The following is a 15623-nucleotide window of genomic DNA, read 5'->3' as shown; positions in this document are numbered from 1 at the left end:
TGATGATATCCAAAAATAGTATGAAGAAGTATATATTACTTATAATTTCGTTAGGCATGTATATGTCCTGTAAAGGTCAAAACACTTCCGTGGAAACAAAAAAAGATAGCTTTCCTCTAGCAAAAACGGAGTATACCATTTTACCTTTTAGTGAAAATAGAGGTTATTATTTTAAAAATGTGAAAGAAGCAACGCTTTCAACTAAAGAATTGATTGAAATTGAAGAATTGTTACAAAAAATGATTGTTGCACACAATTCAGCACAAGCAAAAGCATTGGTAAAGTATAATAAAGAAAATCCGTTGTATCAAGAAGAAGAAACTGGAGATGAACTAGAAACCAATGGTTTTAAAAGGCAATATTTACCTGTCATTAATGCAAAAGAAGAAAAAGAAGTGTGGATTAATTTTTTCTGTAAAGTTCCTAAAAATCTAAACTGGAAGACAGCTGCTTTTAGTACGATGTCTGGTGGAAATTGCTATTATAGGTTCAAAATAAACTTGAGTACCAAAGAAATTTATGAGTTACAAATTGATTAATGGAAATGCGTACTAAATTCCTGCCTTCATTTCAACTACGCTCAATATAACACGTAGGAAATCGAAGATTCGACAAAGTCAATGACAAACTGTACTTAGTCAATCATCGACAACTGAATGCGTTTGCGCGCTTCATCAACCTCAACAACAGTCACGGTAACATGTTGGTGTAGTTTTACCACCGAATTGACATCGCTGATAAATTCATTTGCCAATTTTGAAATGTGCACCAAACCACTTTCTTTGATGCCGATATCGACAAAACAACCAAAATTGGTAATATTATTGACAATTCCTGGCAAAGACATGCCCACTTTTACGTCGGAAATGGTTTTTACATTCGGATCAAATTCGAAAAGTTTGGCTGCTTTCCGCGGATCTACGCCTGGCTTTTCCAATTCTTTGACAATATCGTTCAACGTTGGCAAACCAATGGTTTCTGTGCAATAGTTTTCTAGTTTTATGTTGCTTAAAATTGCTTTGTTTCCAATCAATTCATCTACGGAAAGTTTCGCGTCTTTCGCCATTTTTTCTACAATATGATAACTTTCAGGATGCACAGTCGAATTGTCCAACGGATGTTTGGCGTCCGTAATTCGCAAGAACGCAGCAGCTTGCTGAAATGCTTTTGGCCCCAATCGCGGGACTTTTTTTAAGTTACTTCGGGAATCAATTTTCCCGTTTTCCGAACGATAGTTCACAATGTTTTCTGCCAAATTCACGCCAATTCCAGATACATAACTCAACAATGCGCTACTTGCCGTATTCACATTGACACCAACGGCATTTACACAACTCATCACCACAGTATCAAGTTCTTCTTTTAATTTGGTTTGATCAACGTCGTGCTGATATTGTCCTACGCCAATCGCTTTCGGATCAATCTTTACCAATTCTGCCAACGGATCTTTTAAGCGTCTTCCGATAGAAACTGCGCCACGCACTGTAACATCGTAATTTGGAAATTCGGCACGGGCAATTTTAGATGCAGAATACACAGATGCGCCTGCTTCATTCACGATAAACACTTGCAAATCGCGATCAAATTGTATTTTTTTAATGAAAAATTCGGTTTCGCGTGAAGCGGTTCCGTTTCCAATCGCAATGGCTTGAATTTTATAGGCATTGACCAAGGAACGTATTTTTTTTCCTGCTTCTACATTTTTTCGCTGCGGCGGATGTGGATATATATTTTCATTATGCAGTAAATCGCCTTTTTCATCCAAACACACTACTTTACAACCCGATTTAAACCCAGGATCAAGCGCCAACACCCGTTTTTGCCCCAAAGGCGCACCGAGTAATAATTGCTTTAAATTATCCGCAAATACTGAAATCGCCGTTGCATCTGCTTTGGCTTTTACATCGTTCATGACTTCATTGACAATTGCGGGCGCCAACAAACGTTTGTACGCATCTTCAATGGCAAGAAACACTTGATCGGTACAGGAAGCTACATCGGTTTTAATAATGAGTCTGTCAATGATTTCCAACGCTTCTTCTTTGTCAACCGCAACTTTGAGTTTGATGAAACCTTCGTTTTCGGCACGCAACATGGCTAACAATCTATGAGAAGGTGTTCGATGCAGCGATTCGCTCCAATCAAAATATTGTTTGTATTTCTGCGCGGTTTCGTCAGCAATTTTTGCTTTCACTACTTTGGTTGTAATCGTTGCTTTTCGTTGGTACAGCCGTCTTATTTTGTTTCGAACGTATTCGTTTTCGTTCATCCATTCTGCCATAATATGGCGCGCGCCTTCCAATGCTTTTGCTACCGAAGTAACCTCACCTTTTACAAAACGTTGTGCTGCATATTCAACATCTTCATGTTGTTGTTTCATGATGATTTTTGCCAGTGGTTCCAATCCGTTTTCTTTGGCAATCGACGCTTTGGTTTTGCGTTTTTTCTTGAATGGTAAGTATATATCTTCTAAAGCAGTTAAGGTATTCGCTTCCGCGATTTTTTCCTGTAATTGTGGTGTAAGCGCATCTTGCTCCGTAATCGCTTTTAGGATGGTTTCTCTGCGTTTTTCTAACTCTTCAAAGGCTGTTTTTAGTTTTACAATTTGACCAATTTGTACTTCATCCAAATTGCCTGTCATTTCTTTTCGATAGCGTGATATGAACGGAATCGTACAATCTTCATTGAGTAATTCAATTGTTTTTAGAATACTTTTTTCTGGTAATGAAAGTTGGGATTGTATGTATTGGAGTTGGGTCATGGAAGCTTGTTTTATATCGTGAATTTCTAACTCACATAGCAAATATAAAAAGTTAGTCCGAGTTATAAACTCGGACTAGCACTTTTTGATATAGATAAGATTGTAATTTTTTATTGCTGAATCTTTAACGACTTTAAGATGGCTTCAATTTCAAACATAAAATCGCGTTTGTCTTCCGATGGTGCAAAGGTAAATCCTTCAATGACCATTAAACGATTGTGTTCTTTGTCTTCCACAACATAGTTGATAAACGGACCTGCCATTTGAAAACCGAACACTTCCCACATTCCTTTGGTTTCAAAGGCAAATTTATTGTCAATTTTAGCTTCATACAAATACGGTGCATACGCTTTTTCGGTAATCATATACATTGTTTCCGGATCTCTTCCGGGTACATACGCTTCTCCGATAGAATCGCGCATTTTGATAATGGCGTCAATCGTAGTATCATTTTTTGGAATGCTTTCAGAAGGCATCGCATACGCAATAATATTCATCGTTCCATTTTTTACTCTGCGTTCGTACCAGACAAAGTTATCTTCCTTTTTTACCATTTTGTATACGGACGGAATGTTGAGTGAAATTCCAAAGGTTTCTTCTAAAGTTTTATCATCGCTTAAAGCGTTGTTGATAAATCGCTGTTTGGAAACCAATTCGTTGTTTTTTAATATTTTAATAGATTTTTCAGCATTTTCACTAAGCTGCTGCACAATTTCATCATCTGTTCCAGAAACAAAGATGATTTTTTGTGGTTTTGCAAAGGAATTCGTTTGGACTTTGTATTGTTTTTTGTCTGAATTTTTTACGATCAATACACTTCGGTAATGTGTGATGGGACCATCAAAAAGTTGCGGATTGATTTGTTTTAACGAAAAAAGTGGTTCTTCCATCGGCAAACCGTCTGTAGGAGCGCCGTAAATACTTCGAATGCTATCGCCTACTTTTCCTTTCCATTGATCGCTATCCATGATGACCGCGACCATATTTACTTTTCCAGCAGATAATGGTAAATATTGTTCAGCAACAGCTTTATCATTGGGATCTTCGCATGCAGAAAATAATGCCAGCACCAAGAGAAATACGTATAGTTTTTTCACGAGAAATCAGTTTTATGATTGTTATTTATTTAGTTGAAACCTTGAGCTTCATACCCGGTTTTAGTTTATTCCCGCTAATATCGTTCCATTTTTGAATATTCTTTACAGAAACTCCAGGAAATTTTTGCGCAATGCTCCACAAAGAGTCGCCAGACTTAACCGTATAGGTTTTTGCATTTCCTGTGTTTTTTTTCTTTTTGGAAGATTTTTTAGCTGCAAAACCTGGTTTTTTTGGATATATAGTTAAACGTTGCCCAATGCGCAATCGGTTTGAGCGCATTCCATTCCATCGTTTGATATCGCTGACACGCACTCCAAAGCGTCTTGCAATTTTCCCTAAGTAATCACCTTGTCTGACACGATAGCGCGTGCGTTTGTCCATTTCAAACAGTTGTGGTAATGGTTTTTCACGTTTGGCAAGTTCTTCTTTTGCCAAATTGTAAATCGCGGCTTCGTTATTGACAAATTTCCCAACTTCTTGTACAGGCAATCGCAAGGTGTAGTTTCTGTCTTTTATGTGTGGAATGATGTCTAATTTGTACGCTGGATTGAAAAATTGGATGTCTTCTACTTTTACGTTTAATACTTCCGAAATTTGATCAAAGGTCAACAATTGCTTCACGCGAATGGTGTCAGTGGCAAAGTGTGGCACTTCGATAGTTTCTACCTGAAAACCGTGTTCGTCCGCATATTCGAAAATATACATCGTAGCTAGAAACGCTGGTAAATATCCTGCGGTTTCGCGTGGTAAGTTGGGACGAATATTCCAGTAGTTTTCATAACCGCCAGAACGTCTGATGGCTTTGGAAACATTTCCTGGACCAGAATTGTAGGCGGCTAATGCCAAATCCCAATCGCCAAATATTTTGTACAAGCTTGCTAGGTATTTACAGGCTGCTGTGGTGGATTTTTCAGGATCGCTGCGTTCGTCTACATACGAACTTACATTCAAATCGTATTGTTTTCCTGTTTGATACATAAATTGCCATAAACCTGTTGCGCCCACGCGAGAACGTGCTCTTGGATTTAAAGCAGATTCAACAATGGCTAAGTATTTTACTTCGAGTGGAATGTTGTAGTTGTCCAATTCCTGCTCAAATATTGGAAAGTAGTACTGACTGATTTTCATCAAGCGTTCCATAGATTTTTTGCGTCGTTTTAAAAATCGGCGAATGACACTTTCTAGTGATGGATTGTATTCAATATTGAACGGCGTTTTTGCGTTCAATCGCGCCAAGCGTGCTTTGAGTGTATCTGTTGGCAATTCTTGATAGACAACAGGTTCGTATTTTAGTTCAGAGATTTCTTTGTGAATGGTATCAAATAATTCCGAACCGCCAAGTTCGCGAAGCCATAGACTGTCTATTTTGGCTGCCATTTCGTTGTCTAGCAGCTTATAACTTTCATTGACTTTGTTGAGTGAATCTTTATCGTTTAGTGCTGTTTGTACACTGTCTAATTGTGGAAGTATCTCATCTGCGGAACGTTTGATTTCGTTTTGTATATCCAGATAAATCGTATCTGTCATTACGGTTTTTTTCCCGTCAAGAATGATGGTGTCTTTTATGATTTTGAATGCAGGTTTTTTTATTACTGGCTTTTCTTTAGCTTCTTGAGCCATTCCCGCAAAAGCGCACAATAAAAATAGAATGCTAACTAAGTATTTCATGTATGTGTATGCGTTTTGTCGTTTTTAACATAATTGTATGTATGGAAACGAAATTGCTGCTAAATTCGTGTTTTTTCTTCAAATTTTGAAATTACGGCTTGTGAAAAAGGGCTCACTACAGGAATTAGACTTTATATACAGTTTGTCTTTATAGAATTTTCACTCTAATAACTCCAACACTTTTTCCACCATCATATCTCTTTCAGGTTGCGAAGCCCTTTGTGTAATTTTATAATCTAGTTGTAGTCCTTTGTTTTGAACTCCTGTTCCGTCAGGATAGAAAGCGCCTACGCTTGTAAAGTTCACTTCTTGACCTTCAGGCATTGGAATGCTCGTAATGTTCATCACAGCACCCATAGTTTCTTCACCAATCGTAGTACAGTTTGGACTGTTTTGAATGGCCATGGAAATGTATTCCGCTTGACTTACGGTAGAAGCATTTACTAACAGAAAGACTTTTCCTTTGTAGTAATTTTTGTTTTTTCTTCCGCCCGAAAAAGGGTCTGAAACAAAGTTTAATGGAGCTTCTGCATCGTATTCGCCCAAACCAGGCACTTTTGTCGGAAAGAGTACTTTTATGAATTTGCTTCTGTTTGGATATAACCATTTGGTCAATTTTGGCAAGTCTACATATTTCGGATACATGCGCAAGTCAAAAATAACCGCTTTGTAGTTGCTTGCCTTTTTCAAGATTTTATTCAAATCTTTTTTTTCTAAAAATCCTAAATTGATATATGCCGTTGTAGGCGTGATTTCATAGAATTTTTGTCCGTAATATGGTGATTTTTTGAGGCTTTCTTTTTCAGCATCTACGTTCATTCTATCAAACAACTGAATGGTTTTTGATGCGCTTTCTGTACCATTCGGTTTTGTGTAACTGATGTTGACTTCTTCCCTATTTTCTTGATATAACGCAACTCTTTCTGCTCTGTACATCAAGGTGTTTTCGTTTGCGTAATTATAGATGGTTTTGAAATTTTCTTTGATATATTCTTTAACCGTTTTGTCTTCTATTTTGGTGATCATTCCGCCTAATTCTATACCGTTTTTTTGACAGAGTTCTTTGTTCCATAATTTTGTCACAACCAAGGTATCATTTATATATTTTGTTTGAAAAGGAGTTTTGTATTTGAATTTTGGCAAACCATACGCTTCTCCAATGTAAAACGCATGCGCGTCGTTGAGCTTCGATATGAGTTCTGTTTTTGCCTTGTCATACGTTTTGGCATCATACGCATTTATAAATGGAGTTATCGCATTTTCTAACACAGTGTTCCAATTTTCCTTAGCTAAGTATTTGTTTACATCGTAATAATTGATCACATTCCAAAATCGAAATAGTGTCAACATTCGATGTGCTTTGTTTTCGGGTGAAAAATTTTTCAGTTTTTTTTCCTTATTGAAACTGACAAAACGCGTGAGTTTTTCAAGTTGTGCATAATGTCCTTTATAGTTTTTTGTGTTTGAACGTACTGTAGAAAGTAGCTGTCGAAGTTCTGTACTGAACGCTTCATTTTGCATCCAATCGAGGTTTAGATTTTTTGTGAAATTGTAATCTTCACTTGGTGTTTTAATTTTATCAGAAACCTCACCGTAACTGCGAATCCAATCGAAAAAAAAAGTATTTAATGCGCTTCTTTCTTGAATGTTTTTTAATTGTTGAAAGTGATGTAAAAATTCGGCATCAATATCTGTTTTTCCTGCCGAATGTATGGGATGATGGTATTTTAAGAATCCCCAAATGAGTCCAAATTCTTTGATTTTCGTTTGTTCATCAACAGATTGCGCATTTGCATTAATGATGAACAGCGAACAAACTAAAAATAGGATGGTTTTTTTCATGAAGTGTATTTGTGTCGAAAATAGAATTCAACACCTAAAGAATAGTTTTTTTTAACGTTTTTAACAATGAATTCACAGCATTTTAAGAACTGTATGAGAAAGAAAAAAGACTGTGTAGAAAATTTAACTTTTGTCAAATTCCATCAAATTCTTATCATATTTTGAAATGAGTTTGATGAGATTCCGAGTCAAGCTCGGAATGACGTTTCTGTAAACTTTTTACACAGTCTTTTTATGTGTTTTTCGAAAGAATATATTACTCTAAAATTGCAGCAATACCTGGCAATGTTTTTCCTTCCAAGCTTTCTAACATTGCGCCGCCACCTGTACTTACGTAGCTTACTTTGGTTGCAAAACCAAATTGTTTTACGGCAGCAACCGAATCGCCACCACCAACTAAAGAGAACGCTCCGTTTTTGGTTGCTTCGGCAATGGCATCACCCAACGCTATGGTTCCTTTGGCAAAGTTTGGCATTTCAAAAACACCTAACGGTCCGTTCCAAAGAATGGTTTTGGATTGCGCAATGACCTCCGCAAATTTTTCACGTGTTGCAGGTCCGGCATCTAAGCCCATCCAGTCGTCTGGAATTTTAGTGACGTCCACTACTTTGGTTGTGGCATCATTCGCAAACGCATCTGCAATTATAGAATCTACTGGTAAGTGAATGGTTACATTTTTTGCTTCTGCTTCTTTCATAATTTCTTTTGCCAATTCTAGTTTGTCATCTTCCACGAGCGAGTTTCCAATGCTTCCGCCTTGCGCTTTGATAAACGTAAAGGTCATTCCGCCACCGATAATTAAGTGATCTATTTTGTCTAAAATATTGTCTATTATCGTAATTTTCGACGATACTTTCGCACCTCCTAAAACTGCTGTTACAGGTTTTTCACCTGTTTCCATCACTTTGGCAATGCTTTCAATTTCTTGTGCTAATAACAATCCAAAACATTTTTTGTCTGCAAAGTTTTGTGCGATTACTGCGGTAGATGCATGCGCTCTGTGTGCCGTTCCAAAAGCATCATTTACATAGATATCTCCATGCTTTGCCAATTGCGCCGCAAACGCTTCATCGCCTGCTTTTTCTTCTTCGTGAAAACGTAAATTTTCTAAGAGTAATACTTCGCCATTATCCAATCCTGCGACCGCTTTTGTAGCTTCTTCACCAATACAGTTGCCTGCAAATTTTACTTGTACGCCAATGATTTGAGAAACGACTTCTACAATGTGACGCAATGAAAATTCTTCTTGAAATCCTTTTGGTCTTCCTAAGTGCGACATGAGTACGCAGCTTCCACCATCTTCCAATATTTTGATGATGGTTGGTTTTGCAGCACGAATACGTGTATCGTCTGTGACTTCAAATTGATCGTTGAGTGGTACATTAAAATCTACTCGGATTAATGCTTTTTTATCTTTAAAATTAAAATCGTTTAGCGTTTTCACGGTTTTGGTTTTTAAGCGTTAAATTCTTGTGTGTTAAATCCTGATTTAGCAAGCAATATAAGTTCTTTTATATTTTTGGGAATGACTTTTTTGAAGTTTTTTTTCATCAAACGTTTTAGTAAGACACCAAACGGCTTAAAATCGACAAATACTTCAATGCGAAGTCGTGTTTTTTGATCATTTTCGGGTGTTAGAACGTAATACACATTCAATTTTTTGGTGAATGGAACTTCCGTTGTAGATTCGCCATACACCAACTGATTTTTTTCGCTTTTTTTGGTGACAGTTTTCGGATTGATTGCTTTTTTGTCAATTAAACATTTGTGCTTGTCTCCTACTCGATTGACACGATTTTTTTCATATTCGACTTTGTTAATTCCTTTTGCCCACAACAAACGATAGTCAAAATTACTGATGATTTCATAGAGTTCTAAAATGGGCATATTGATGGTAGCTTCTTCACTGTACAGATGGTGTTTTGGTACATTGTCTGGAATTGGCAAAATGTCGGGAAGTTCCTTTTTGTAGTCAGACAGCGATTCGTACGCATACGTAACATCGCCAAAATCGTAGTGGGTTTGCAATTGACTTTCTGATGTTTGCACCGTTTTTGCATCTACAGCTTCCGTGAATAACGCATATTCTGAAATTGGCACTTCATTTTTGAGCAAGCGATGCACTTTGATCACATTACTTCCATACGGTTTGTTGGTCGCTTTTACAGAAATAAATTCGATATCGCCATAATGCACAATAAATTTCAATGATAAGTTGTATACCGATGAACAGGCACCGCATTGGCAAATTTTTTCGTATTCATAGCGTTTTAAGTACGTATGAAACGCCACGTACATTCGTTTGACTTGTTCTCGGACTTGCTGAATATTCACATCGCCAATTCGATAAAAAAATAGCGCATCGCCTTCTATTTCTGCCAATTGTAACCCTGTAATATTGTTATCAATCAATAACTCTAATATTTCTGAAATAATATGACGACTGTGTTGTATGGCCGTATGTTGTACAAATTCGGTAAATCCGGAAATGTCAGGAATAAAAAGAAGCGCTTTGTCCGCCATGTGGGTTGTTTTCGATTGAGTTATTGTAAAGATATTGAGTTTGTCGTAATTATTATGTAAATCATTCAAAAAGTCACATAGACAAACACCATTTAGCCTCGTTTTTAACTTTTTATATGACAGATCATTATCATGATTTAGTGCCGAACCAAAACAGTATTCTCAAAAAACGTCGTTCTTATTGGTAAATTAAAAAAATTAAGGTGTTTTTATTTATGATTCCGCAATTTTTTGTTATTTTGAAGGATCTCTAAATTTTGAATTTATTATCATGAAAAAATATCTTTTAGTTGCTGTTATTTTTAGTTTTTTCTCAAGTGTTATGTTTGCGCAAAGTGCTGATGTTAAGGTCGGCGATATTTTTGTAATAGGTAAAGCGCATAATAATAATTATAAGCATATCAATTTTCCAAAAGCGAACTTCATTGCAAAAAAAGGAGGCATTGCTAATTACGAAAGTGTTAAAGGTGAAGAAGTTACCGTAACTTCTGTTGATGAAAAGAAAGACGGAAGCATTGTTGTAACGATTAAGCTAACTTCAGGAAAAGCCTTTTTTAATAGTCACAAATACATAACTGTAGATGTGGAGGAAGCAATTCGCCATAAAGAACTCTTGAAAAAGTAACCTCATTTTCTACATATTTAGCCTTCATTCTTGAGTATTTTTGAGTTTTTAAGATTTTACTGAAAAATTCAAAGGTTACTCCTATATTTGCCACATGCTTTTCCAAGATATTTTAGGACTTACACATATCAAGAAACATCTCACGCTAAGTGCCGATCGTGGACGCATTCCGCATGCGCAGCTTTTTGTCGGTCCCGAAGGTTGTGGCACACTTCCTATGGCAATTGCCTATGCGCAGTATGTGTTGTGTAGTAATGTAGACGGTGAAAATTCAGGCGGAAACGATGCGTGTAATTTAAAGTTGGAGCATCTTTCGCATCCCGATTTGCATTTTGCGTTTCCTGTGGCGGGAAATCACAAAGTGAAAAGTCATCCAGTATCCAAGCATTTTTTGGAAGAATGGCGACAGTTTATTAGAGAGCAAGCATACGGAAATTTGTTTGATTGGTACAAAATGCTCGGCATTGATAACAAGCAAGGTCAGATTGGCGTGGATGAAGCGCTCGATATTGTAAAATCGCTGACGCTAAAATCGTATGAAGGTGGTTATAAAGTGATGATTATTTGGATGGCGGAACGCATGAATACGGCGGCGGCGAATAAGTTGCTAAAGTTGATAGAAGAACCTCCAAACAAGACACTTTTTATCTTAATTGCTGAAGATGAAGAGCAAATTATCAACACCATTTTATCGCGCTGTCAAATTTTACATTTTCCGCCTTTGGGCGAACAAGCTATTAAAGAAGCACTCATTAAAAAGTTAGATGTTTCGGAAACCGAAGCTACTAAAATTGCGCATCAAGCCAATGGAAATTATAACAAAGCTGTCGATTTGGTGTATCAAGATTCGGAAGATTTGATGTTTGAAACTTGGTTTGTGACGTGGGTTCGTTCTGCTTTTAAAGCCAAAGGAAATAAAACGGCGATTCGCGATTTGATAGCTTGGAGCGAAGAAGTTGCCAAAACTGGGCGTGAAACACAGAAGAAGTTTTTAGGCTTTTGTTTGAATCTTTTTAGACAAGCTTTACTGCACAATTACACCGCAACCGATTTGGTATTTTTTGAATCGCACACCAAAGGGTTTTTCTTAGAAAAATTTGCTCCTTTTGTGCATGGAAATAATATTTTAGATATTTCTAAGGAATTGCAAGACGCCATTTACCACATAGAGCGCAACGGAAATGCTAAAATCGTTTTGACCGATTTGTCTATTAAGTTGACACGACTACTTCACCGAAAAGATGTGCCTTTGTAGCTAAACATTGTTTTCATAGTACTTCTCGATAAAATACTGAATTGAATTCCGCACACTCAAAGTGACGGTTTTATTTTTGATGTATTATGATTAAATCAAAAGAGATTGATCTTGTTTGAAACTAGCAAATTCTTACGAAGGAAACGCACGATTATGGGATGCTGAATCAAGTTCAGCTTGACGCAGACTGTTTTGAAAAAAGATTTTTTCTCAAAGCAAGAAATCGTTCTTCTCTAAAAATCCACTCTAAATAATAAATTAGGCGTCATGCCTAACGAGAATTTATCAACGGTTTCTAGGCGAAATTGCACATCGTTATTTTGATTTAGAAACGGGCGTATTTCATAATAGCGTTCTAGCAAGTTTTGACGATCGTAAATATTTAACAGTGAAAAGCCTATTTTACCTTTCCAGTTGTTCTTTTTGTCAAAGTTGAATGTGTACGTTCCTGAAAAATCCAAACGATGATAGTCTGGAATGCGCGTGCTGTTCGTATCTCCAATAAACACGAATAAGTCTCCATTGGGTTGCGTTTCCGATGTTACGGGCGTGTATGGCGTTCCTGTGCGGTAATTCCAACCTAAAGAAAATTCAAAATTATTAACCGTATACGAATGCGCCCAACGAAAGTAATGGCGAATGTCATAATTGCCAGGAAAGGTGACGCCGTTGTTGATTCGCGAGAATTCAAAATCATTGTCTGTGTACGAATATCCCATCCACGTTTTGTAATTGTTGAACTGTTTTTCAATCAATACATCAACGCCGTAAATGATGCTATTTCCTTCGGTAAAGGTTTCCAAAACACTCGTATTCCCAAAGCTTCTGTTGAACGAAGTTAATCCTGTGATGTTTTTGTAATAACCATCCAAATCGACACGCCAACCCTTTTTGTTAAAGACAACACCTGTAGAAATCTGTCTGCTTTTTAATACGGGAAATTCATCTCCATTGGCAATTGCCCATACTTGATTTTCCAATCCGAAGTTTAAGGTATTGAATTCTAATATTTGACTGACCGCTTGGTGTTTTACTTCACCCGAAAAATTGACACTAAACGCATTGTTTAGCTTTTTTTCTACGTACAATCTTGGTTCAAAATAAGAGGTTTCCGTGGTACTAAAATAGTTCATGCGCAAACCTGCATTGACAATAAATTCATTTTTATCGTTGTATTTGTACGATGCAAATACTGCGTGTGAATTGTTGATACTTTCTTCTCCAACATCATAAATTGAAATACTTTCCGTAGTTTCTGTAAAGCCCGAAAAGCCAAACGTAGCATGATTGGAAGAGAATTGATAACCAGATTGAATACTGCTTTTTTCATTCAATATCCAATCGGTATTGTATGAAAAGCCAACGTCTTTGATTCGATTGCTTTTTTGGTCTTCTTCGGTAACTTCTACAATATTTCCTGTAAAAGTTCCTAAATAGTCAAAATCGAATCGGGAATAATATATATCAAACGTATGCGAAAAATTTTGGTTCCATTGTCGTTTCCAAAATCCGCTAAACCCTAAATTTTGAATGCTCAATTGATCGCGTGATGTTTCTTCAAAAAGTTCAATTCGCGACATAAAATCCAGTTCGTTTTTCGTACGCAAATTACTAATCATAATTTCGTCTTTGTCCGAAAGTTTTCCAATCAATTTGATCGTGTAATCGGTAAAGAAAAAGTTGTTTTCCGTTTCTGAGAATACATTTTCTATGATTTCGGTGCTTTCGGTAATTTTAGTGTTCTGAAAAACACGATCGGAAAAGTTGTTATATGTAAACGTTTCTAAGATGTCTGTAAACGCTCTACGCGCCGAAACCGTAACGCCAAAATTTTTAGAAATGGGCACTTTTAAATACGCGTCTCCATGTGTCATATTGAACCCAAAACCTCCCGATAGTTTTTCGGGAACTTTGGTATCTGTTTGAATGTCAATTACGCCTGAAATACGATCGCCATAGCGTGTTTCTGTTCCGCTTTTATAGACTGAAACTTCTTCGATAACATACGGGTTAAACGCAGATATCAACCCAAAAAAGTGACCAGAATGATACATTTTAATACCATCCCACAAAATGAGATTTTGATCGGGCGTTCCACCACGGATAAATAATCCTGAGGCAGTTTCGTTCGGACTTTGAATGCCTGGCAATAGTTGAATGCTTTGCAATACATCAGGTTCTGTAAGTCCTGGAAGTATGCCTAATTTTGAAGGTGATAGCGATATGGCACCATTGGTGTTTTTGTTAATTCCTGATGTGAGATAGTTGCTAAGTAAAACTGTGCCTAAATCGTACTGATCGGCTTCAAACAGAATGGTTTCACATGGTGTTTTTTGTAAGTCTTGCGCTGTAATTCGTTGTGTTTTGTAGCCTAAAAAACGAATTTCAATCGTATCTGATGGAATTGCCAAGAACAATTCAAACTTACCATTGGCGTTGGTAACTGTTCCTTTTTTTTGGGAGATATTTACCACAGAAGCTTCTGCGATGGGTTTTTCGCTTTGCGCATCTACTAAAACGCCGCAAATACGAATTTTTCCTTCTTGAGTTTGACTTCGTATGATGTAATAGCGATCGTTTACTTTTTCAAAAACAATGGGAACTTGCTTTTGCAAACGTTGAATGACTGTGTTGAGTGTCGCATCTTTTACCTGTAAAGTGATGGTTTTGTTTTTGGCAAGTGTAGCTTTGTATGAAAATTTTACATCATATACTTTTTCTACCGCAGTCAATACATTGGTCAGTGGTTCCTTTTCAAAAGAAAACGTTCCATTGTTTTGGGCAAACAATGAACACGTAAGGAACAATAAGAGAACACTAAAGGTATTTCTCATAAACGTAACGGTAAAACTTCTTTGTGCGATTTTTTTATTTCATTTTCGTTTGAAAAGAAAGGGATTATTTCGCTTCTGTAAGTATAACTGATTTTTCGTCCTTAAAAGTATATGAAATTTCCATAGGATCAAAAACAGTTCGCAATGCAAGTTTTAAATTTTTGTGTGAAAAAGTTCCTGTAAAACGTTGTGTAGTGTCTACGTTTTCGAAGTCAAATTGTATGTTGTATTGATTTTGAAGAGCTTGAATGACGTGTTTTATCGGCATTTCTCTGAAATTGCTTTCACCGTCTCTCCACGTAGGATTGTCAATATTGAAGTCCCAAGAAGCACGATTTCCATAGATGGAAGAAAATGCATTTCCTTGTGTTAAAGTTTTTATTTCTTGTGTTTTGGAAGTCACTTTTACTTTTCCTTCATGACATTTTACTTCAAAAATACCATCATGTACATGCACATTAAATTCTGTTCCCAATACCTCAACCGTTCCCGAAGTTGTGGCAACTGTGAATTTTTCTCCTTTTTTTACTTTAAAATATGCTTCTCCTTGTAATGAAACTGTTCTGTCATTACTCCAAGAACTTTCGTTGAACGATAGTATTGATTTTGCATTTAGAGTTGCTTCAGATCCATCTGGCAAAACGATCATTAGTTGTTCACCAAAACTGGTTTCGAAAGTTGCATTTGCAGTAGCGTTGAAATAAGAGAATCCAACAAATAAGAGCACAATTGCCGCAGCCGCATACATCCAAGACTTTTGAAGTTTGCGCACTTTGGGTGCTGGTGTTTGTTGTGTTTGTTGAATCGATTTCCATGTAGCTTTCTTATCAAAAGAAGGTGCTTCTAGTAGGTCAACACTTTCTATGATATCAAGATAGTCCTGATACTCAGCAGAATTTTCAAACCGTAGTTTTTCATCATCTGTGAGATCGTTGGCAAGCCATCTTGCTAGAAACGTATCATCATATTTTTCTTCCATCATTTGTGTTTGATTCGCTTATTAAACAGTTTCTTTAT

The 15623-nt window shown here is 36.7% G+C and carries 11 protein-coding genes; 3 read left to right on the top strand and 8 right to left on the bottom strand.

Going from position 1 to position 15623, the window contains the following annotated elements:
- Positions 1-89 precede the first annotated feature (89 nt).
- The gene (locus KORDIASMS9_RS05615) at positions 90-539 is read left to right on the top strand and encodes a hypothetical protein (protein WP_162819777.1); all 450 of its coding nucleotides are present in this window, start codon (positions 90-92) and stop codon (positions 537-539) included.
- A gap of 95 nt (positions 540-634) precedes the next feature.
- Here the strand turns inward: KORDIASMS9_RS05615 and KORDIASMS9_RS05610 are convergent, their stop codons facing one another.
- The 6 genes from KORDIASMS9_RS05610 to KORDIASMS9_RS05585 form a co-directional block, all read right to left on the bottom strand.
- On the bottom strand, positions 635-2761 hold the full coding sequence (locus KORDIASMS9_RS05610; RefSeq protein ID WP_114905158.1) for a Tex family protein: 2127 nt from the start codon (positions 2759-2761) through the stop codon (positions 635-637).
- A gap of 110 nt (positions 2762-2871) precedes the next feature.
- Positions 2872-3858 carry a DUF4837 family protein gene (locus tag KORDIASMS9_RS05605; protein ID WP_114901899.1) on the bottom strand — a complete coding sequence of 329 codons (987 nt, stop codon included), beginning with the start codon at positions 3856-3858 and terminating at the stop codon, positions 2872-2874.
- 25 nt (positions 3859-3883) lie between these two features.
- Positions 3884-5527: a LysM peptidoglycan-binding domain-containing protein gene (locus KORDIASMS9_RS05600; protein ID WP_114901898.1), complete on the bottom strand. Its 1644-nt coding sequence runs from the start codon at positions 5525-5527 to the stop codon at positions 3884-3886.
- Positions 5528-5686: 159 nt separating this feature from the next.
- The gene (locus tag KORDIASMS9_RS05595; protein ID WP_114901897.1) at positions 5687-7369 is read right to left on the bottom strand and encodes a S41 family peptidase; all 1683 of its coding nucleotides are present in this window, start codon (positions 7367-7369) and stop codon (positions 5687-5689) included.
- Between the two features lie 256 nt (positions 7370-7625).
- Positions 7626-8813 (bottom strand): phosphoglycerate kinase, encoded by a 1188-nt coding sequence (pgk, locus tag KORDIASMS9_RS05590; RefSeq protein ID WP_114901896.1) that lies wholly within the window; start codon positions 8811-8813, stop codon positions 7626-7628.
- Positions 8814-8824: 11 nt separating this feature from the next.
- Positions 8825-9892 (bottom strand): DUF2652 domain-containing protein, encoded by a 1068-nt coding sequence (locus KORDIASMS9_RS05585; protein WP_114901895.1) that lies wholly within the window; start codon positions 9890-9892, stop codon positions 8825-8827.
- Positions 9893-10163: 271 nt separating this feature from the next.
- On the opposite strand from KORDIASMS9_RS05585, the gene KORDIASMS9_RS05580 reads away from it, so the two are divergent.
- Together KORDIASMS9_RS05580 and KORDIASMS9_RS05575 are read left to right on the top strand one after the other, a co-directional pair.
- A complete protein-coding gene (locus KORDIASMS9_RS05580) occupies positions 10164-10517 on the top strand; it encodes a dihydroorotase (protein ID WP_114901894.1) in 354 nt (117 codons plus the stop codon).
- A 94-nt stretch (positions 10518-10611) separates the two neighbouring features.
- Positions 10612-11772, top strand: a complete 1161-nt coding sequence (locus KORDIASMS9_RS05575) for an ATP-binding protein (protein ID WP_114901893.1) — start codon at positions 10612-10614, stop codon at positions 11770-11772.
- A 233-nt stretch (positions 11773-12005) separates the two neighbouring features.
- Here the strand turns inward: KORDIASMS9_RS05575 and KORDIASMS9_RS05570 are convergent, their stop codons facing one another.
- Both KORDIASMS9_RS05570 and KORDIASMS9_RS05565 read right to left on the bottom strand, forming a co-directional pair.
- The gene (locus tag KORDIASMS9_RS05570) at positions 12006-14606 is read right to left on the bottom strand and encodes a carboxypeptidase-like regulatory domain-containing protein (protein ID WP_114901892.1); all 2601 of its coding nucleotides are present in this window, start codon (positions 14604-14606) and stop codon (positions 12006-12008) included.
- 64 nt (positions 14607-14670) lie between these two features.
- Positions 14671-15588: a FecR family protein gene (locus tag KORDIASMS9_RS05565; RefSeq protein WP_114901891.1), complete on the bottom strand. Its 918-nt coding sequence runs from the start codon at positions 15586-15588 to the stop codon at positions 14671-14673.
- Between the last annotated feature and the right edge of the window lie 35 nt (positions 15589-15623).

Origin of the sequence: Kordia sp. SMS9 (assembly GCF_003352465.1) — a bacterium.
Taxonomy (GTDB): Bacteria; Bacteroidota; Bacteroidia; order Flavobacteriales; family Flavobacteriaceae; genus Kordia.
This window is presented reverse-complemented; position numbering and strand designations above follow the sequence as displayed.

Coding starts and splice junctions, on each gene's coding strand:
- KORDIASMS9_RS05595 (WP_114901897.1), bottom strand. CDS start 7,369: ATGAAAAAAACCATCCTATTTTTAGTTTGTTCGCTGTTCATCATTAAT.
- KORDIASMS9_RS05575 (WP_114901893.1), top strand. CDS start 10,612: ATGCTTTTCCAAGATATTTTAGGACTTACACATATCAAGAAACATCTC.
- KORDIASMS9_RS05610 (WP_114905158.1), bottom strand. CDS start 2,761: ATGACCCAACTCCAATACATACAATCCCAACTTTCATTACCAGAAAAA.
- KORDIASMS9_RS05600 (WP_114901898.1), bottom strand. CDS start 5,527: ATGAAATACTTAGTTAGCATTCTATTTTTATTGTGCGCTTTTGCGGGA.
- KORDIASMS9_RS05580 (WP_114901894.1), top strand. CDS start 10,164: ATGAAAAAATATCTTTTAGTTGCTGTTATTTTTAGTTTTTTCTCAAGT.
- KORDIASMS9_RS05585 (WP_114901895.1), bottom strand. CDS start 9,892: ATGGCGGACAAAGCGCTTCTTTTTATTCCTGACATTTCCGGATTTACC.
- KORDIASMS9_RS05570 (WP_114901892.1), bottom strand. CDS start 14,606: ATGAGAAATACCTTTAGTGTTCTCTTATTGTTCCTTACGTGTTCATTG.
- KORDIASMS9_RS05565 (WP_114901891.1), bottom strand. CDS start 15,588: ATGATGGAAGAAAAATATGATGATACGTTTCTAGCAAGATGGCTTGCC.